The sequence below is a fragment of the Aquabacter sp. DMC10 genome (genome assembly GCF_056314145.1).
Genome location: NZ_JBQUYX010000003.1, coordinates 582,919 through 602,200 on the forward strand (window position 1 = coordinate 582,919; position 19,282 = coordinate 602,200).

At 68.5% G+C, this 19,282-nt stretch carries 18 protein-coding genes; 11 read left to right on the top strand and 7 right to left on the bottom strand.

Annotated elements, in window-relative coordinates:
- Positions 1-42 precede the first annotated feature (42 nt).
- The 4 genes from ACT54L_RS11290 (at position 43) to radC (ending at position 2,930) form a co-directional block, all read left to right on the top strand.
- On the top strand, positions 43-525 hold the full coding sequence (locus ACT54L_RS11290) for a PaaI family thioesterase (RefSeq protein WP_476085663.1): 483 nt from the start codon (positions 43-45) through the stop codon (positions 523-525).
- Positions 525-1,238: a DNA/RNA nuclease SfsA gene (sfsA, locus tag ACT54L_RS11295; RefSeq protein WP_476085664.1), complete on the top strand. Its 714-nt coding sequence runs from the start codon at positions 525-527 to the stop codon at positions 1,236-1,238. Before ACT54L_RS11290 ends, sfsA begins: the two co-directional genes overlap by 1 nt.
- A 139-nt stretch (positions 1,239-1,377) precedes the next feature.
- On the top strand, positions 1,378-2,205 hold the full coding sequence (gene map / locus ACT54L_RS11300) for a type I methionyl aminopeptidase (RefSeq protein WP_476085665.1): 828 nt from the start codon (positions 1,378-1,380) through the stop codon (positions 2,203-2,205).
- A gap of 5 nt (positions 2,206-2,210) precedes the next feature.
- Positions 2,211-2,930: a RadC family protein gene (gene radC, locus ACT54L_RS11305; RefSeq protein ID WP_209102445.1), complete on the top strand. Its 720-nt coding sequence runs from the start codon at positions 2,211-2,213 to the stop codon at positions 2,928-2,930.
- A gap of 8 nt (positions 2,931-2,938) precedes the next feature.
- Here the strand turns inward: radC and ACT54L_RS11310 are convergent, their stop codons facing one another.
- Complete coding sequence (locus tag ACT54L_RS11310; RefSeq protein ID WP_476085666.1) at positions 2,939-3,289, bottom strand: ethanolamine utilization protein; 351 nt, start codon at positions 3,287-3,289, stop codon at positions 2,939-2,941.
- 197 nt (positions 3,290-3,486) lie between these two features.
- On the opposite strand from ACT54L_RS11310, the gene ACT54L_RS11315 reads away from it, so the two are divergent.
- Both ACT54L_RS11315 and ACT54L_RS11320 read left to right on the top strand, forming a co-directional pair.
- The gene (locus ACT54L_RS11315; RefSeq protein WP_476085667.1) at positions 3,487-4,125 is read left to right on the top strand and encodes a MarC family protein; all 639 of its coding nucleotides are present in this window, start codon (positions 3,487-3,489) and stop codon (positions 4,123-4,125) included.
- A 36-nt stretch (positions 4,126-4,161) separates the two neighbouring features.
- Entirely contained in the window at positions 4,162-4,698 is a 537-nt protein-coding gene (locus tag ACT54L_RS11320; protein ID WP_476085668.1) for a hypothetical protein, read from the top strand.
- A gap of 50 nt (positions 4,699-4,748) precedes the next feature.
- Here the strand turns inward: ACT54L_RS11320 and ACT54L_RS11325 are convergent, their stop codons facing one another.
- The 5 genes from ACT54L_RS11325 to ACT54L_RS11345 form a co-directional block, all read right to left on the bottom strand.
- A complete protein-coding gene (locus ACT54L_RS11325) occupies positions 4,749-6,149 on the bottom strand; it encodes an MATE family efflux transporter (RefSeq protein ID WP_476085669.1) in 1,401 nt (466 codons plus the stop codon).
- 12 nt (positions 6,150-6,161) lie between these two features.
- Positions 6,162-7,343, bottom strand: coding sequence for a thiolase family protein (locus tag ACT54L_RS11330; protein ID WP_476085670.1), 1,182 nt, complete (start codon positions 7,341-7,343; stop codon positions 6,162-6,164).
- 33 nt (positions 7,344-7,376) lie between these two features.
- Positions 7,377-8,699 carry an MFS transporter gene (locus ACT54L_RS11335; RefSeq protein ID WP_476085671.1) on the bottom strand — a complete coding sequence of 441 codons (1,323 nt, stop codon included), beginning with the start codon at positions 8,697-8,699 and terminating at the stop codon, positions 7,377-7,379.
- Positions 8,700-8,763: 64 nt separating this feature from the next.
- Positions 8,764-9,165 carry a MarR family winged helix-turn-helix transcriptional regulator gene (locus tag ACT54L_RS11340; RefSeq protein WP_476085672.1) on the bottom strand — a complete coding sequence of 134 codons (402 nt, stop codon included), beginning with the start codon at positions 9,163-9,165 and terminating at the stop codon, positions 8,764-8,766.
- A gap of 54 nt (positions 9,166-9,219) precedes the next feature.
- Positions 9,220-10,104, bottom strand: coding sequence for a LysR family transcriptional regulator (locus tag ACT54L_RS11345; protein ID WP_476085673.1), 885 nt, complete (start codon positions 10,102-10,104; stop codon positions 9,220-9,222).
- A gap of 523 nt (positions 10,105-10,627) precedes the next feature.
- Between ACT54L_RS11345 and ACT54L_RS11350 the strand changes: the two genes are divergently transcribed.
- The 5 genes from ACT54L_RS11350 to ACT54L_RS11370 all read left to right on the top strand — a co-directional run bounded on the left by ACT54L_RS11350 (position 10,628) and on the right by ACT54L_RS11370 (position 17,811).
- A complete protein-coding gene (locus ACT54L_RS11350) occupies positions 10,628-11,992 on the top strand; it encodes an MFS transporter (RefSeq protein ID WP_476085674.1) in 1,365 nt (454 codons plus the stop codon).
- Positions 11,993-12,082: 90 nt separating this feature from the next.
- Entirely contained in the window at positions 12,083-13,255 is a 1,173-nt protein-coding gene (locus ACT54L_RS11355) for a muconate/chloromuconate family cycloisomerase (protein WP_476085675.1), read from the top strand.
- Between the two features lie 83 nt (positions 13,256-13,338).
- Positions 13,339-14,268 carry a dioxygenase family protein gene (locus ACT54L_RS11360; protein WP_476085676.1) on the top strand — a complete coding sequence of 310 codons (930 nt, stop codon included), beginning with the start codon at positions 13,339-13,341 and terminating at the stop codon, positions 14,266-14,268.
- A gap of 77 nt (positions 14,269-14,345) precedes the next feature.
- On the top strand, positions 14,346-15,146 hold the full coding sequence (locus ACT54L_RS11365) for a 1,6-dihydroxycyclohexa-2,4-diene-1-carboxylate dehydrogenase (protein WP_476085677.1): 801 nt from the start codon (positions 14,346-14,348) through the stop codon (positions 15,144-15,146).
- A 157-nt stretch (positions 15,147-15,303) separates the two neighbouring features.
- Positions 15,304-17,811 carry a PAS domain-containing protein gene (locus ACT54L_RS11370; protein ID WP_476085678.1) on the top strand — a complete coding sequence of 836 codons (2,508 nt, stop codon included), beginning with the start codon at positions 15,304-15,306 and terminating at the stop codon, positions 17,809-17,811.
- Between the two features lie 493 nt (positions 17,812-18,304).
- Here the strand turns inward: ACT54L_RS11370 and ACT54L_RS11375 are convergent, their stop codons facing one another.
- Entirely contained in the window at positions 18,305-19,222 is a 918-nt protein-coding gene (locus ACT54L_RS11375; protein WP_476085679.1) for a TorF family putative porin, read from the bottom strand.
- Positions 19,223-19,282: the final 60 nt, after the last annotated feature.

The following is a 19,282-nucleotide window of genomic DNA, read 5'->3' on the forward strand; positions in this document are numbered from 1 at the left end:
GGGCGGGGGCGTTATGGTGGCGCGTTGCAACGGAAGACACGCATGACCTTGCCCGCCGCCCCTTCGGCCGCCCCGGCCTTCACGCCTCCCGACGCCGATTTCGAGACCCGCGTCCGCGAGAGCTTCGCCCGCCAGCCTTTTATGGCCAGCATGGGCGCGCATATGGATGAGGTGGCGCCCGGCCGTGTCAGCGTGGTGCTGCCTTATGCGGAAGGCGTGACGCAGCAGCATGGCTTCTTCCATGGCGGCGCGGTGGGCGCGCTGGCGGACACCGCCGGCGGCTATGCGGCCTTCACGCTGTTTCCGGCTGAGTCCACCGTGCTGACGGTGGAATATAAGATCAACATCATGGCCCCCGGCCGGGGCGAGCGCCTGGTGGCCGTGGGAGAAGTGGTGCGCTCCGGCCGCACGCTCACCATCGTCAAGGTGGAGGTCTATGCGGAGAAGGAGGGCGCGCGCACCCATTGCGCCACCGCCACCCAGACCCTGATCTGCCTGCTCGGCCGCGCCGACACCCGCGCCTGATGCGCTTCCCCCTTCCTTTGGTGCCGGCGACCCTCGTGCGCCGCTACAAGCGTTTCCTCGCCGACGTGGAACTGGCGGATGGCACGCTCACCACCGCCCATGTGGCCAATTCCGGCGCCATGATCGGGCTGGCGATGCCGGGCTCCCGGGTCTGGCTGGCGCCGGCCACCGGGCCGGGGCGCAAGCTTGCCTTTGGCTGGGAATTGGTGGAGGCGGATTTCGGCGCCGGCATCGAGCTGGTGGGCGTCAACACCATGCATCCCAATCGCTTGGTGGCGGAAGCGATCCAGGCGGGGAAGGTGCCCGAGCTTGCCGGCTATGCCCGGCTGCGGCGCGAGGTCAAATATGGCCGCAACAGCCGCATCGACCTGCTGCTGGAGGATGACGACCGCCCGCCCTGCTTCGTGGAAGTGAAGAATGTGCACCTCATGCGCACCCCCGGCGCGGCGGAATTTCCCGATTGCGTCACCGCACGCGGCGCCAAGCACCTGGTGGAGCTGGCCGCCATGGCGGGGGAGGGCGCGCGGGCGGTGATGGTCTATCTCAGCCAGATCGGCTCGGCCCGCTCCATCGCCCTCGCGCGGGACCTTGATCCGGCCTATGGCGCGGCCTTTGATCTGGCCCGGACGGCGGGCGTGGAGGCCATCGGCCTTGTCTGCGCACTGGACCGGGAGGGCATCGAGGTGGCCGCAGGCGTGCCCATGCTGGGATAAGGCGGGGCACACAGCCGCCTGCCGCGCGCTTCGCGCAAGGCTGGCAAGGGCATGCTATGACTTGCTTTGCGCGTGGCTTGGCCTAAATCTGGGTGAGAAAGCCGGGGCGGTGCGCCGCCCCGCCGGCAGGACGAGTTTCATGAGCTATGTGGAAGCGGACCAGGCGCCGCTCAGGAAGACCGGACATATCAAGCTCTACGGGCCCGAAGGGTTCGAGGGCATGCGCCGCGCCGGGCAATTGACCGCGAAGGTGCTTGACGAAGTGGCCGAGATGGTGCGCCCGGGCGTGTCCACCGAGGCCATCGACAAGCTGGTCTTCGACTTCGCCATGGATCACGGCGCCTATCCGGCGACGCTGATGTATCGCGGCTACCGCTATTCGGTCTGCACCTCCATCAATCACGTGGTCTGCCACGGCATGCCCAATGCCCGGCCGCTGCGCGAGGGCGACATCGTCAATGTGGACGTGACGCTGGTGCTGGATGGCTGGTACGGCGATTCCAGCCGCATGTATGCGGTGGGCCAGATCCCCCGCCGGGCCGAGCGGCTGCTGGATGTCACCTACGAATCCATGATGATCGGCATCCAGGCCATCAAGCCGGGCGCCCATGTGGGGGACATCGGCGCCGCCATCCAGGAGTTCGTCGAGCCCCAGCACATGAGCGTGGTGCGCGATTTCTGCGGCCATGGCGTCGGCCGTGTCTTCCATGATGAGCCCAACATCGTCCATGTGGGCCGCCGGGGCGAAGGGCCGGAGCTGAAGCCCGGCATGATCTTCACCGTGGAGCCCATGATTAATCTGGGCCGCCCGCACGTGAAGGTGCTCTCCGACGGCTGGACGGCCGTCACCCGCGACCGCTCGCTCTCCGCCCAGTTCGAGCATGCGGTGGGCGTGACCGAGACCGGGGTGGAGATCTTCACCTTGAGTCCCAAGGGCTACCACAAGCCGCCTTATACCGTGGGCTGAGCGGCATGTCCGAAGATCCCGAGGAGGGACTTGCGGAGGCCGGCCTTGCGTCGGCGCCGCATTTCCATGGCCATCGGGATCGCCTGCGCGCCCGCTTCCGCGAGGCGGGAGCGGCGGCGCTGGCGGATTACGAATTGCTGGAACTGGTCTTGTTCCGCGCCGTGCCGCGGCGGGACGTGAAGCCGCTGGCCAAGGCGCTGGTGGAGCGGTTCGGCTCCTTTGCCGAAGTGGTGGCCGCCCCAGCCGCGCGCCTTGCCGAGACGCCGGGCGTCACCCCCGCCATCGTCACCGAATTCAAGATCATCGAGGCCGCCGCCCATCGGCTGGCGCGGGGGCAGGTGAAGCGCCGGCCGGTCCTGTCCTCCTGGACGGCGGTGATCGATTATTGCCGCGCCGCCATGGCCTTTGCGGACCGTGAGCAGGTGCGCGTCCTGTTCCTGGACAAGCGCAACCAGCTGATCGCCGACGAGGTGCTCCAGACCGGCACGGTGGACCATGCGCCGGTCTATCCCCGCGAGGTGGTGAAGCGGGCGCTGGAATTGTCGGCCACCGCCATCATCCTGTGCCACAACCACCCGTCCGGCGACCCCACCCCCTCGCGCGCCGACATCGACATGACCCGCAAGATCATCGATGTGGCCAAGCCCCTGGGCATCGAGGTGCACGACCACATCATCGTCGGCAAGGACGGCCACGCCTCCCTCAAGGGCCTGCGGCTGATGTGAGCGCACCCTCAGGCGTGAGCCGGCCGCCAATGGGGGAAGGTCACATAGGCTGTCAGGGCTCCCTCCGCATGGGAGAGGATCGTCACCACCTCGCCCTTGGGCATGTAGATGATTTCCCCTGGCCCCGCCGTCACGGTGCCGGCGGCGGTGGTGACGGAAATCTCGCCCTCCAGCACGATCATGACATCGTCGACCGCCATGGTCTCGGTCAGGCTCTGGCCTGCATCGTAGCGGCCATAACCGATGGTGATGGGGCCGCCATGGCGCTCATCCACCAGATTGCCGACGAAAATCTCCGCATCCTGGCCGGGCGATTTCTCAAGGGCGACGTCCGACAGGGCGAACTTGCGCACTTTCATCCTCTCCTCCGCGTGGCATTGGGCGGGGCACGTCCGCCCTTCGCGGTGAGGACGGATGACATTGCGGAAAGTTCCCGCCCGCGACCTCCGCCGCTGGCCGGCGCGGTGCCGCCTTGCGGCTGCCGTTTCGGAAAACATTAGGAAAATCAGTGCGGATCGGGCACATGCTGGTACCGGGCATTTCAGGGAGGGCCGGCATGATCGATCTCGCACTGTCCGCGAAGCTGTTTGCGGCGCTGTTCGCCATCATGAGCCCCCTGAGCATCGTGCCCATCTTCCTGGCGCTCACGGCAGACCTCACCCCGGCCGCGCGGCGCAGCACGCTGATCGCCATGCTGGCCACCGTCATCATCGGTTCGGTGGTGTGCGCGCTGGCGGGCCATGTGCTCCTGAACCTGTTCGGCATCGACGTGGATCATTTCCGCCTGGCCGGCGGGCTGATCGTGCTGATGATCGCCTTGTCCATGCTGAGCGGCGACGACCACACCTCCCACTCGGGCACGGATGCGGAGCAGGCGCAATTCAAGTCCACGTCCAATCCGGGCGTCTATCCGCTCGGCCTGCCCATCGCCATCGGGCCGGGCACCATGGCGACCATCATCGTCTATGCGCAGACGGCGAGCGCGCCGCGCGAGGCCATGGGCTTCTATCTGGGCCTGGTGGGCTATCTCGTCTTCTTCGCTGTCTGCATGGCGTTGGCGCCGCTGATCGGCAGCCGCCTGTCGCCCACGGCGCTGTCTATTTCCAAGCGCTTGATGGGTATCATTCTCGCCGCCATCGCCATGGAGATGGTGGGTGGTGCGCTCGGCGCCATGTTCCCCGGCTGGCTGCATTGACCGCGGGACATTCGCGCTTTTGGGGGAGGGTTCCAGATGTCGGACACGCACAGCACCACCCGTTCGGGCCCGCAGGGCGTGCGCGCCTGGCTGCGGGAGGCGCCCTATCTTATCATGCTGCTGCTGACGGTGGGGGGCGTCGCCTATTCGGCGCTCGCCCGCAGTCCGCTGCAGCATTATTGGGAGCTGGTGACGCTCTTCAATTGCGCGGCCTGCATCTATGAGGGCTGGGGCCGCGAGGGCCAGCAGCGCTGGCGGGTGGTCTGGACCCAACTCCTGCACTGGGGCGCCTTCCTGGTCGCCATGACGCTGCTCTTCCTGCCGAGCGTGCAGGCGGTGGCCAATGTGAATTCCACCGGCCTTGCCATCCTGCTGCTGCTGGCGCTCGGCACCTTCGTGGCGGGCGTGCACACCGCCTCCTGGCGGGTGGGGCTCAATGGCGTGGTGCTGGCCTTGTGCGTGCCGGTGGTGGCCTGGCTCGACCAGTCCGCCCTCGTCGTGACGCTGGCCGCCCTGGCAGTCTTGCTGGCCGCCGCATTGTTTGCCGGCTTCTGGCTGCGCAAGCGCATGTGAGGCCAGCGCAACCCCTCGCCCCTGGCGGACTGAGCGGGCAAAGGGGCCCGTCAGCCCGAGGGCGCCTTGAGCCACAGGCCCGAGCGCACCGCCCCCAGCAGGAACATTCCATAGGCCAGCAGCGAGACCGCGAGCGCCGCGAACAGCGCCTGGAGCGATCCGGTCACCGCCAGCGCGATCCATCCGCCGCCAAGCGCAATCACCAGCCGCAGGAAGCCGCCGAGGGTGGGCCAGAACAGCCGTCCCGCCCCCTGCGCGGCGAAATAAAGCGAAAGGCCGATGCCGAAGAAGCCGTAGAAGGGCCCGACGCTGCGCAGATAGGCGCTACCCACGGCGATCATGTCCGGCTCGGCGCTGAAGAGCGCCAGCCAGGCTTCGGGAAACAGCGCGGCGGTGAGCCCGATGGCCTCGGTCACCACGAAGGCGAGGGCGGCCCCGGTGAGGGCGATGCGCAAGGCCCGCTCGCCCCGGCCCGCGCCCATATTGGTGCCCACCAGCGCCACCACCGGCGCGCCGAGGCCGAAGATGAGCGGAATGAGCAGATATTCCAGGCGCACCCCAGTGCCGAAGCCCGCCACCGCTTCCACCCCCGCATGGGCGGCCACCAAAGCGGTGGCGCCGGCGATCACGATGTTGGTCTGGATCGACTGCAACGCGGAGAGCAGGCCGACGCGGGTGATGGAGACGATCGGCGCCCATTGCAGGCGGACCCAGCGAAACCGCGCCGCATTGCGGCCCGACAGGATGTACCAGGCCAAGGCGAGGGTGCCGCCCGCATAATAGGCCACCAAGGCAAGGCCCCCGCCGGCAATGCCGAAGCCCGGAACCGGGCCGAACCCGTAGATCAGGAGTGGCGAGAGGGGGATGAGCAGGGCGACCCCGATGCAGGTGATGAGGGCCGGCACCAGCATGTTGCCGGTGCCCCGCACCACGCTGGCGAGGCCGTTCATGGTCCAGGCCAGCGCATTGCCCGCAAACACCACGTTGGAATAGGTGAGCGCCGCATCCAGCTCACCGCCCGATCCGCCCAGTAGGGCATAGATGGGCCGCCCTGCGGCCAGGAAGAGCGCGGAGAAAGCAAGCCCGAACAGCAGGTTGATGGCGATGGCGTGGAGCACGAGCCCGTCCGCCACATCCCGCTGCCCCGCTCCCAGCGCGCGGGCGACTGCGGACGAGATGCCGCCGCCCAGCGCTCCGGCCGAAATGGTCGTCATCAGCATCACCGCCGGGAACACCAGGGCCATGCCGGCCAGGGCATCGGTGCCGAGCTTGGCCACCCACCAGGTCTCGATCAGGCCGGAGGAGGCCTGGGCCAGCATGATCAGGATATTGGGCCAGGCGAGCCGCAGCAGCAGCGGCCCCACCGGCGCCTCCAGCAGGCGCCGGGTGCGATGGTCGTCCGGCAGGGCCCTTGCCGGGCCGGCAACTTGCGGCTGAAGCCGGTCCATCATGGGGGTGTCCTCTCAGATCGCCTCAAGCGCAAGCGCAATGCCCTGGCCGCCGCCGATGCACAGCGTGACCATCCCCTTGCTGAGGCCGTCCCGCTTCATGGCATGGAGCAGCCGGGTCACCAGGATGGCCCCCGTGGCGCCGATGGGATGGCCGTGCGCCACCGCGCCGCCTTCCACATTGACGATGTCCTGCGGCAGGCCGAGTTCCTGCGCCACCGCCAGCGGCACGGCGGCGAAGGCCTCGTTGATTTCGATGCGCTCCAGGTCCGAGAGGTCCCAGCCGGCCCGCGCCAAGGCGCGCCGGACCGCCGGGACCGGGCCGAGGCCGAACAGGCCCGGCTCCACCGCCGCCACCCCATAGCCGGCGAGGCGGGCGAGGGGCGCAAGGCCCTTGGCCTCCGCAGCGGCGCGGGAGGCCACGATCATGGCCGCGGCGCCGCTGTTGAGGCCGGGCGCATTGCCGGCGGTGATGGTGCCTTCCGGCCGGAAAGCGGGGCGCAGCTTGGCGAGGGTCTCAACCGTGGTGTCGGGCCGGGGCGCCTCGTCCACGGCGAAGAGCTCCACGCCCTTGCGTCCCTTCACCTCCACCGGGACGATCTCGTCCGCGAAATGCCGGGCCGCCTGTCCCTGCGCGAAGTGCTGCTGCGAGCGGGCGGCGAAGGCGTCCTGCGCGGCGCGGCTGATCTGGAGCTTCGCCACCAGGTCCTCCGTGTGCCAGCCGGAATGTTCGCCCGAAAAGGCGTCCTGAAGGCCATCGGTGAGCATGCTGTCGAGGATCTCGGCCGGCCCCATGCGATAGCCCCAGCGGCCGCCATCCAGCAGATAGGGCGCCCGGTCCATATTCTCCATGCCGCCAGCCACCGCCAGCTCCGCCGCGCCAGCCGCGATCTCCTGCGCGGCGCTGACGATGGCCTGGGCGCCCGAGCCGCAGACCCGGTTCACCGTGAGGGCGGGCACCGCGACGGGCAGGCCGCCCTTCAGGGCCGCCTGGCGGGCCGGGTTCATCTTGTTGCCCGCCTGGATCACATTGCCCATGACCACGCTGTCCACGGCGGTCGGGTCGAGGCCGGCGCGGCGCAAGGTCTCGCGCACCACGATGGCGCCGAGCTGGGGGGCGGGGATGGTCTTCAGCGCGCCATTATAGGCGCCGATGGCGGTGCGCACGGGATGGGCGATGACGATGTCGGTGGCCATGGGGGCCTCCTCGGTTGGATATGGGACGGGGAGTCAGGGCTTTGCCGGCACCGGCTGTCTGCCGGAGCGCTCGCGCACCACCAGGATGGCGAGGGCGGCGAAGAGGCAGAGGATGCCGGCCACGAAGAAGGCGGGCAGGTAGGTCTGGTAGAAGGTGCGGCTGAAGCCGGCGCCATAGGCGGCCACGCCGGCGCCGATCTGGTGCCCGGCGAAAATCCAGCCGAACACGAGATTGGAGCGCTCGCCGAACCGGTCGGCGGCGATCTTCACCGTGGGCGGGACGGTCGCCACCCAGTCGAGGCCATAGAAGACCGCGAAGAGCGACAGTCCGTAGAAGGTGAAGTCGCTGAACGGCAGATAGAGCAGCGAAAGCCCGCGCAGGCCGTAATACCAGAACAGCAGGAGCCGGCTGTCATAGCGGTCGGAGAGCCAGCCTGACCCCACCGTGCCAATGAAATCGAACAGGCCCACCATCGCCAGCATGCCGGCGGCGGTGACGGCGGGCAGGCCATAATCCCCGCACAGGGAAACGAAGTGGGTCTGCACCAGGCCGTTGGTGCTGGCCCCGCAGATGAAGAAGGTGCCGAACAGTACCCAGAAGGTGGCGGTGCGGGCGGCATCCCGCAAAGCCAGGAGCGGCGAGGCCAGCATGGCGGTGAAGCCTGAAGGCGCGGTGGGCGCGGGCACGGCCGCCGTCGCCCCATAGGGCAGGAGCCCCAGATCGGCCGGCCGGTCGCGCATGAGTGCCAGGACGGCAAGCGCCGCCAGGAAAATCAGGCCGAGCACCAAGGCGAGCGCGCCGCGCCAGCCGATGGTTTCGGTGAGCCGCGCCAGCAGGGGCAGGAATACCAATTGGCCGGTGGCGGAGCTGGCGGTGAGCAGGCCCATGACCAGGCCGCGCCGGGCGGAGAACCAGCGGGTGGCGACGGTCGCCCCCAGCACCATGGCGGTGAGCCCGGTGCCGAAGCCCACCACCACGCCCCACAGCAGCACCAGATGCCAGATGCGGCTCATGAAGAGCGAACCGGCAATGCCCGCCCCGATGAGGGTGAGCGCCACCACCGCCACCCGGCGCAGACCGAACCGGTTCATGAAGGCCGCCGCGAAGGGCCCCATGAGCCCGAACAGGACCAGGCGGATGGCGAGGCTGGACGAAATATCGGCGGTGGCCCAGCCGAATTCCTGTTGCAGCGGGCCGATGAACACGCCCGGCGCGCCCACCGCGCCCGCCGTCACCAGCATGGTGAGAAACGTCACGCCCGCCACCACCCAGGCATAATGGATGCCGCGGGCGGCCAGCAGGCCGGAAAGCCCGGACGGGCCGGGCGGGGGCGAGAGGGAGGGGGAGAGCATCATGGCAGCTCCAAATTGAGGGTATATGCCCGCAAATAGGCGCGAGGGGAGAGGCGAGAGCGGGCGATCACAACGCGCCCAGGATGTCGTTGAGTGCTGCGATCTTGTCGGGGCCGAGCCGGTCCTCAACCTCGCGCTGGCAGGTTTCCCAGGCGGGCACCGCCGCTGCGAACAGCGCCTGCCCGCGTTCGGTGAGGGCGACCACCGTCTCCCGCTGGTCCTCGTCGCTCCGCAGGGTCTTCATCAGCCCCATGCCCTCCAGCACGCGGACATTGCGGCCCATGGTGGAGCGGTCGAGATCCGCGACGCGGGCCAGCTCGGTGAGGCTGAGCGACCCCTTCATGGTCACGATCCGCAGCAGGGCGAACTGGGCGACGTTGATGCCGAGGGGCGCAAGCACCTCGTCATAGGCAGCGCTGGCGCGCCGCGCCGCCTTGCGCAGCAGGTTGCAGTAGCAGGGTGTGACCATGATGCGTGTATATACCCGCTTCCTCCGTCCGTCCAGCCCCGCGGCCGGCGACGCTCACGCCTTGTCCTTGAGCCGCTGCATCAGCTTGAGCAATTGCCGCAGCAAGGGGGAGCCGTCATTGCGGCGATAGCTGACGATGATGGGGCTGGAGAAGCGCTCGTTCAGGTCCAGCAGGCGCACATCGTCGCGTCCCAGGCGCCGGATGGAGGCGGGGACGATGCAGATGCCCATGCCGGAGGCCACCAGGCCCAGCGCCGTCTGCACGTCCCGCGCCTCCATGCCGATCTGGGGCGAGAGGCCCGCCTCCCGGTAGAAGGAGAGCACCTGGTCGGCATAGCTCGGGCGCGGCGAATGGGGATAGAGGATGAGCGGCTCGGCCTGGAGGTCCGCGAGGCGTGGCCGCGCGCCCGCCAGCGCGAGAGGATGGCCGGCGGCCACCGCCACGCAGAGCATCTCCTCCCGCAGCACTTCGCGCACCAGCGCCTCGTCCTCGAAGCGCAGCCGGCCGAAGCCCACATCGATGCGCCCGTCCTTCAGCGCCGCCATCTGCTCCAGCGTGGTCATCTCCAGCAGCTGGACATTCACCTGCGGCGCGTGGATGCGGAATTCGCGGATCAATTCGGGCAGGGCATCATAAAGGGTGGAGGCCACGAAGCCGATATTGAACTGAAAGACCATGCGCATGCCGATGCGCCGGGTGGTGGTCTTGATCTCCTCCATGCGCTGGAGGATCTGCGCGCCTTGCTCGAACAGATGGCGCCCCGCCTCGGTGAGCTTCAGCGGCCGCCCCCGATCGAGGAGCCGCACCCCCAATTCCTCCTCCAATTGCTGGATCTGCCGGCTGAGCGGCGGCTGGGCCATGTGGAGGCGCTCGGCCGCGCGGCTGAACGAGCCCTCGCTGGCGACGGTGGTGAAGTAGCGCAGGTGCCGCAGATCCATGGGACTGTCCGTCGCGGATACTCAGGAGGTATGGCGTGGGTGGCGATGAGGGGCGTATGCATCGCCTGGGTTGAAAATCCAAGGTGTGGACGGCGAGATTGCTCCCGCACGACGTGTCCATCCCGATCCTATTATACCCCATGGGTATGAAGATAGACCGAAATGATGTTGGGCCGCGCGCCCGGCGCCGGCTAGGGTCAGCCCCAAGAAGAAGAGCGTGCTCGGATAGTCGCGGGTGCCCTTAAGGGGCGCGTGGCGGTGCGCCATGGGAGGAAACATGACGGCCTTTCAATTGCTTGGCGCATTCCCTGTGCGCGCCGGACGATCGCGCAGCCTTACGGCGCGCCTCGGCGCAGCCTCGCCCGCGCGCCTTCCGCTTCCTTAGAGCCGGAGGATCGGGCGCCACCGCGTCCCTCTTCAGATCTTCATTCCAGACGCGGCCCGGGCTGCGCCGCGCACGCTCCGCAGCCGTGCGCATCTCTTTCGCCTCATCAGCCGACCATCAGAACAAGCGAGGAAACCCATGCCGACACCGATCACGGCCCCGGGAGGGGCGACGCGGGACATCAAGGACATCATCGATGCGGGGTCCATGACCGGCCGCCGCTGGGCGGTGGTGGGGCTGTGCTTCATCATCGCGCTGCTGGATGGCTTCGATACCCAGTCCATCGCCTTCATCGGCCCGGCCATCGCGCAGGAATTCGGCATGAAGCCGGCGGAAATGACCTGGGTCATCACCGCCTCCATCATCGGCATGACGGTAGGCGCCATCGGGCTCGGCAGCTTCGGCGACAAGTTCGGGCGTCGCAAGGCGATCCTGATCGCCGTCTTCCTGTTCGGCCTGTTCTCCCTCATGGGCGCCTATGCCACCTCGCCGACGCAGATCATCGTGCTGCGCTTCCTGATCGGCCTGGGCATGGGCGGCGCCACCCCCTCGCTGCTGGCGCTCGCCGGCGAATACAGCACCGGCTCCAAGCGCGGCATGATGATTACCGGCGTGCTGCTGGGCCTGCCCGCCGGCGCCATGCTGGGCGGCCTCATCGCGGCCAGCTGGCTGCCGGTGCTCGGCTGGCGCGGCATCTTCCTGCTGGGCGGCGCCATTCCACTCGCGCTGATGATCGTCATCTATTTCCTGTTGCCCGAATCCCCCGCCTACCTCGTCTCCCGCAAGGAGAATGACGGCCAGGCCCAGGCCCGCAAGCTGCTGGAGCAGATGACCGGCCAGCGCATCCCCGCCGACATCCGCCTCGTCAGCCCCGCCAAGGTGCAGCGCGGCGGCTCCATCGCCGGCCTGTTCGAGGGACGCTACCGGGCCGTGACCATCGCCATCTCCGCCATCTATCTCTTCAACTGGATCGCCTGGTTCCTGCTGCTCCAGTGGCTGCCCACCGCCCTCACCGGGCTGGGCCTGGAAAAGGCGCAGGCCGCCTATGGCACGGTGACTGTCAACGCCGCCTTCATCGCCATGGCCCTGCCGCTGTCCTCCTTCCTGCCCAAGGTGGATGCCCGCAAGCTCCTGGTGTTCATGTTCCTGGTGGGCATCGGCACGGCGATCGGGCTGGGCATGGCGGGCGACCGCTGGCCGGTGGTGTTCACCCTGATTGCGCTGGCGGGCTTCGGCATCGGCGGCCAGCAGCTGGTGTTGAACTATCTGATCGCCAATGCCTATCCCACCCAGCTGCGCGCCACCGCCACGGGCTGGGGCATCGGCATCGGCCGCTCGGGGGCCATCGTGGGCTCGGCCATTGGCGGCCAGTTGCTCTCGGGGGCCGGTCCCTCCGGCTACTTCATGGCGCTCGCCATCCCGCTGGCCCTCGCTGCGCTGGCCACCCTCACCGTGCGCACCTCCTCCGAGCCGCAGGGCGATCCGGTTCCCGCCGCGCACTGACCAAAAGGGGCGGTTCGTCCGCCCCGTCCCTCCCGGCGGCGCGGCTGCGCGCCGCCCCTTTCTTTCTCCGAAGATGCAGGAGCGCACCCCGTGGCCGAGGCCGTGAAAGTCCAGCGGATCGAGACCTTCATCGTCGACCTGCCGACGATCCGCCCCCACCAGCTGGCCATGGCCACCATGCGCCAGCAGGTACTGATGATCGTGCGCCTCCACATGTCCGATGGCACGGTGGGCATTGGCGAGGGCACCACCATTGGCGGGCTCGCTTATGGCGCCGAGAGCCCCGAGGGCATGAAGCTCGCCATCGACACCTATATGGCGCCCATCCTGCTGGCCAGCGACGCCAACCGGGTCGCCCGCACCATGGCGGCCATCGGCACGTCGGTGCAGGGCAACCATTTCGCCAAGTGCGCGGTGGAGACGGCGCTTCTCGATGCGCTCGGCCAGCGCGTGGGGCTGCCCATCTCCGAGCTGCTGGGCGGGCGCCAGCATGACCGCCTGCCGGTGGCCTGGACGCTGGCGAGCGGTGATACCGAGCGCGACATCACCGAGGCCGAGGAGATGCTGGCGCGGCGCCGCCACAACATCTTCAAGCTGAAGATCGGCAAGGGCGATCCGCGCGCCAATGTGGCCCATGTGGCCGCCATCAAGCGGGCGCTCGGCACGCGGGCGTCCGTGCGGGTGGACATCAACCAGGCCTGGTCGGAGGCCACCGCCTCCGCCATGCTGCCCTTGCTGGCGGAAGCCGGCGTCGACCTCATCGAGCAGCCGGTGGCGCTGCGCAACGTGGCGGGCCTTGCCCGTCTCGCGCGGGAGACGTCGGTGGCCATCATGGCCGACGAGGCGCTCAATGGCCCGGACACCGCCTTCGTGCTCGCCGCCCAGGCCGCCGCCGATGTGTTCGCGCTCAAGATCGAGCAGTCCGGCGGCCTGTTCGCCGCCGCCAAGGTGGCCGCCATTGCGGAAGCTGCCGGCATCGGCCTTTATGGCGGCACCATGCTGGAGGCGGGGGTCGGCACCGCCGCCTCGGCCCACCTCTTTTCCACCCTCGGCCGCCTGGAATGGGGCACCGAACTGTTCGGGCCGCTGCTGCTGACCGAGGAAATCCTGGAAACCCCGCTGGATTATTCCGATTTCGGCCTCGCCGTGCCCACCGGCCCCGGCCTCGGCGTGACCTTGAGCGAGCGCCAGCTGGCCCGCTTCCGCCGCGACCGGGCGGAGCGTTCGCTGCATGTGGTGAGCGCCGCCGGACAGGCGGGCTGAGCCGCGCCTCTCCCCATTTCCACGCCGCCGGCCTCCCATCGCCGGATGGCCTTGACCCAATCAGACCAAGACAGGAAACGCCAATGCCTGCGAACCTCATTTCCGATGCCGACAAGAAGCTGCTCGCCGCCCGCGCGGCCGGCACCGACACGGACAAGGGCAATGCCCGCGTCAAGGAAGTCACCGAGAAGCTGCTCTATCGGCTCATGCAGGTGATCGACGAGTGCGATGTCTCCATGGACGAGTTCTGGGCCGCCGTCGCCTTCATCGGCAAGGCGGCCAAGAATGACGAACTGGGCCTGCTGGTGCCCGGCGTCGCGCTGGAACATTTCCTCGATCTGCGCCTCGACGAAGCCGAGCGGCTCGCGGGCCTTTCGGGCGGCACCATGCGCACCATCGAGGGGCCGCTCTACGTGGCCGGCGCGCCGCTCTCCAAGGGCGAGGCGCGGATGGATGACGGCACCGATCCCGGCGAGATCTTCATCATCGAGGGCCAGGTGACCGACGAGGCCGGCACCCCCATTCCCGGCGCCATCGTCGACATCTGGCACGCCAATTCCAAGGGCGGCTATTCCTTCATCGACGGCGAGCAGGCGCCCTATAATCTGCGCCGGCGCATCGAGACCGACGCGGAAGGCCGCTACCGCGCCCGCACCATCGTGCCCAACGGCTATGGCTGCCCACCGGAAAGCGCCACCCGCCAGCTGATGACGGCGGTGGGCCGCCATGCGGAGCGCCCCGCCCATGTGCATTATTTCATCTCGGCGCCGGGCTATCGCCAGCTGACCACGCAGTTCAACTTCACCGGCGACGAATATCTTTATACCGACTTTGCCTTCGGCACCCGCGAGGAACTGGTGGTGACGCTGGAGCGCGTGACCGATGCGGAAGCGATCCACAATGCCGGCTTCAACCAGCCCTTCGCCCGCACCACGTTCGACATCGTGCTGACCAAGGAGCGGGCCGATGCGCCGAAGACGGTGGTCGACCGCGCCCATGTTCCCGCCCACTGAGGGCACGCCTGAACGCCTGAACCGGCGCGCCCCGTTTGGGCGCGCCGCACGGACCTGACGAGGAGCCGAGCCGTTCCATGGACCAGAAGACTTCCCGCGCCCGCTTCGCCGGCAAGAGCATGGTGGTGACCGGCGCGGCCCAGGGCGTCGGCAAGCAGGTGGCGCTCGATGCCGCCGCCGAGGGCGCGCGCCTCGTCATCGTCGACCGCTCGCCCCTCATCCATGAGGTGGCGCGGGAGATCGAGGCATGGCCCGGCACCGCCCCCGTGGTGGCGCTGGAAGAGGATTTGGAGACCTATGCCGGCAATGAGCGCGTCATGGCCCGCGCCGTGGCCGCCCATGGGGCGCTCGACGTGCTGGTGACCAATGTGGGCGGCGCCATCTGGATGCGGCCCTTCCACACCTTCAGCGAGGCGCAGATCCAGGCGGAGATCAGCCGTTCGCTCTTTCCCACCCTGTGGGGCTGCCGCACCGCCTTGCCCTATCTCCTGGAGCAGGGGCGCGGCGCCATCGTGAATGTCTCGTCCATCGCCACCAAGGGCATCAACCGCATCCCCTATTCGGCGTCCAAGGGCGGGGTGAACGCGCTGACCGCCTCGCTCGCCTTCGAATTGGCCGGCACCGGCATTCGGGTGAATGCAGTGGCGCCGGGCGGGGTGGCCGCACCGCCGCGCCGCATTCCCCGCGGCACCGACCTGCCCACGGAACAGGACAAGGCCTGGATTCAGGAGGTGGTGGACCAGACGGTGCGCTCCACCCATCTGGGGCGCTATGGGGAGCTTGCCGAAATCTCCGCCGCCATCCTGTTCCTGGCGTCCGACGAGGCCTCCTATATCACCGGCACTGTGCTGCCCGTGGGCGGGGGGGACCAGGGATAGCCCCGCGACCGGGACCTTGCTTCATGTTACCTTGACCTCGGCGCTCCGCCGCCCCGCACCCCGCGAAAGCGCGCCTGCGCCGTGAACCAAAGCGTGGCGGATGCGTTGAGCGATGCGGCGCAAACTTGGGCGCCGCGTGCGATCAGGGGGAGGCAAGGTGGCGGAGCCGCGTCCAGATCTCGCGGAAGTGTTTCCCGGATCGAGCGAAATGGCCGCTCGCATGCGGGCGCACGATTGGTCGGCCACGCCGCTGGGCGACCCCCGCCACTGGCCGGACGGGCTGAAGATCCCCTTGCGCATGCTTTTGACCTCCCGCTTCGAGATGTGGCTCGGCTGGGGGGAGGACCTGACCTTCTTCTATAATGACAGCTACATCCCGACCCTCGGCCTGAAGCACCCCACCATGCTCGGGCGGCCGTTTCGCGAGGTTTGGGCCGAGGTCTATGCCGACGTGGCCGACCAGGTGGCCCGCGTGCGCGCGGGCGAGGCCACCTGGAACGACGCGCTGCTCCTGCTCTTGGAGCGCAGTGGTTTTCCCGAGGAGACCTATCACAGCTTCTCCTACAGCCCGCTGTTCGGCGCGACCGGCGCGGTGGACGGGCTGTTGTGCGTGGTGAGCGAGGTGACGGAGCGCGTCATCACCGAGCGCCGGCTTGGCTCTTTGCGCATGCTGGGCATGGAATTGGTGGGCGCCCTCACCGACGCGGCGGTATGCGCCGCGGCCCGCACCGTGCTTGGCGCCAATCCGCGCGATTTCCCCTTTGCCCTGATTTTCCTGCGGGGGGAGGAGGGATGGCAGGGCCTCGCCTGCTCTGAGGCCGCCCAACCGCTCCTGGATCATCCCTGGCCGCTGGAGGCGGGTCCCAAGGCCCCTGGCGCCCCCTGGCGCATCATCGACCTGCCGCCGGGGCTGGACTGCCCCATGGGGGCCTGGAACATCCGTCCATCTCGCGCTCTGGTGGTCAGCATTGCCGGCGCCTCGGAGCAGGGGCCGGCGGGCTATCTCGTGCTCGGGCTCAATCCCTATCTGCGCAGCGATACGGATGTGACGGACCTCGGTCGGCTCCTGGCCGGGCAGATCAGCGGGGCGCTGGCCAATGTGGCGGCGCTGGCGGCGGAGCGGCGGCGGGCGGACCGCATCTGGTCCCATTCCCGCGATCTCCTGGTGACCGTCACGCCCGAAGGCATTTTCCGCTCCGTGAGCCCGTCCTGGACCCGCATCCTCGGCCATGCGCCCGAAAGCGTGGTGGGGCGGAGCTTTTCCGAATTCATGCTGCCGGAGGACGTGGCCGGTTCCGCCGCGGCGCTGCGACGGGCGGCGGGTGGGGAGGACCTCACCGCCTTCGAGAACCGCTTCCGCACGGCGGACGGGCGGATGCGCTGGATCTCCTGGCATACGGCGCGGGAGAATGGCGTCGTCTATGGCTATGGCCGCGACATTACCGAGCAGAAGGCCAATGCGGAGGCGCTGCTGAACGCCGAGGAAGCGCTCCGCCATGCCCAGAAGATGGAGGCGGTGGGCCAGCTGACCGGCGGCATCGCCCATGACTTCAACAATCTGCTCACCGGCATCACCGGCTCCCTGGACATGATTCGTCGGCGGCGGGAGCGGGACCGGGACGCGGACATATCCCCCTACCTGTCCATCATCTCCGGCTCCGCCGACCGGGCGGCCTCGCTGACGCAGCGCCTTCTGGCCTTTTCCCGCCGGCAGGCGCTGGACCCACGGCCCGTGGACGTGATGGCCCTGATCCGGGGCATGGAAGGCCTCATCGCCAAGTCCATCGGCGAACTCATCACCCTGGAGCTAGCGGCGCCCGAAGAGCTGTGGCCCGCCACCTGCGACCCCAACCAGCTGGAAAGCGCCATCCTCAACCTGGCCATCAACGCCCGCGATGCCATGCCCCAGGGCGGGCGGCTGACCATCGCGGCCCACAATATGACGGTGGAGGCGGCCCGGTGCCGGCGCTACCGGCTGGCGAGCCCGGGTGACTATGTGTGCATCGCGGTGTCCGACACCGGCCATGGCATGTCCGCCGACGTGATGGCCAAGGCCTTCGACCCCTTCTTCACCACCAAGCCGCTGGGCAAGGGAACCGGGCTCGGCCTGTCCATGATCTATGGCTTTGCCCAGCAATCGGGGGGCGCCGCCTCCATCGAGAGCGCGCCGGGGGCGGGCACGAAAATGCTCTTGTGCCTGCCGCGCAGTCCGCTTCCCGCGCGGCCGGACGCGGCGCGCGGACCGCAGCCGGCCCGCCTGGGCGGTCATTCCGCCCGCATCCTGGTGGTGGAGGACGAGCCGGCGGTGCGGGCGCTGGTGGTGGAGGCCCTATCGGAGGTGGGATACGGGGTCGAAGAGGCGGCTGACGGCCCCTCGGCCCTGGCCATTCTCAAGTCGGGGACGCCCTTCGATCTCCTGGTGACCGATGTGGGCCTGCCCGGCCTCAACGGGCGGCAAGTGGCGGACGAGGGGCGAGCCCTGCGGCCGGAGCTGAAGGTGCTCTTCGTCACCGGCTATGCCCATGAGGTCAATCTGGGGCCGGTGGAGCGCCAGCCCGGCATGGAGCTGCTGACCAAGCCGTTCGAAATGGACGTGCTGCTCGCCCGGGTGGAAGCCTTGGTGGCCCAGTCCCCGCTGCGCCGCGCGAACCAGCGCAGCGCCTGAGGAGGTATTCGGGTGCGGCCTGCCCGCGCCCCTGACAGATCCCCGCCCCCCCATCGTCCCCGGCGCCCCCGTGCCCCGCGCCGGACGCCCAGGGCGTCCGCGTCTCGCCGGCCTTATGGCTCATGTGCCGCGCCGTGATCGCCGCCGGCTGAGCCAACGCGGCCCCTGGCAGAGGGGGTGACCGGCCCCTCCACCTCGCGAAGGCCTCCGCCGGAGGAACGAGAGGCAGGAGCAAGAGGCAGGAGCAAGAGGCAGGAGCAAGAGGGAGGCGAAAGACGCAGGCGCCCGGGGGCGACGCGTGAAGGAGCCGGCCTGCGAGTGCCGTGTGGAAGCCCGTCCCAGGCAGGGAGCCTTGGCCCCGAAAGGGATGTCCCCAAAACAAAAACCCCGCCGAAATCGGCGGGGTTTCCGGTCTGTTTGATCTGTTCCCCTCGATCGCCGTGCCGGGGCGCGGCGGAGGCGAGGTGCACCCCTGGCCGAGGCCAGGACGACATCACTTCAGGGCGTTGAAGGAGGTCGCGAAGGACAGGCTGGCGACGAACTTGTTGCCGCAAGCATTCTGGTTGCTGATCATGAAGGCGCAATCGTTGTTGCTGAGGTCCGTGCCGGAGTAGCGCAGATCCAGGGTCGCCGCCTTGTAGGTGAAGGCGATGCCCGCGTTCCACCAATTGTAGCCAGCAATGGTCTGATTGTAGGTGTAGCCGGTGAAGAGGTTGGTCACCGGATAGTTGTAGGCGCTGGTGGACAGCCACTGATGGCCGAACTCGCCAGAGGCGTACCAGCCGAAGTCGCCGCCGGGCCCGAAGGCGGGCAGCGGAACCTTGGCGGTCACGGACAGGGCGGTGCCGTCGGTGCTGGTGGCCGCGAAGTTGCTGGTCCAGTACAGGTTCAGGCCGAGGTTCAGCCAGGGCGCGACCTGATAGGAGGGCTTCGCGTAGATTTCCCAGTAATTGTACTTGGTCGAGTCCTTGTTCGCGACAGAGGGATCGATGTTGTTCGTGCCCGAGCCGCCCGGATAGGTGTAGTACACGCCGCCGACGTCGAGGGCGAAGTTGCCCCAGGTGTGACGCAGGCCGCCGGAGAAGTCGACTTCAAGCGAGCTGTTGGTGTTCTGATAGCCCAGGCCTTCCAGCGTGGTGGCAACCCAGTTCTGGTTGGACGCCCACACGTTGAAATACACCCAGTCGAACAGCTGGAGCTCGACATAGCCCTGGATGGCCGGGTTGTTGTTGGTCTGGCTGATGCCGCGGAACAGATAGTCGGACGTGCCGGTGACGCCGAAGGCCAGGTCCCACACGGGGGCGGGCGGCGGGGCCACCACGGCCTTCACGGGCGCCGTCGACAGGTCGGCTGCGAAAGCCGAGCCGACGATCATCGTGCTGGCAGCGGCAGCGAGAACGAGCTTTTTCATACACCTACCCCCAAGAAGAATTCTGATTTGGATTGAGACCAAATTTCTCCACATTGTCCA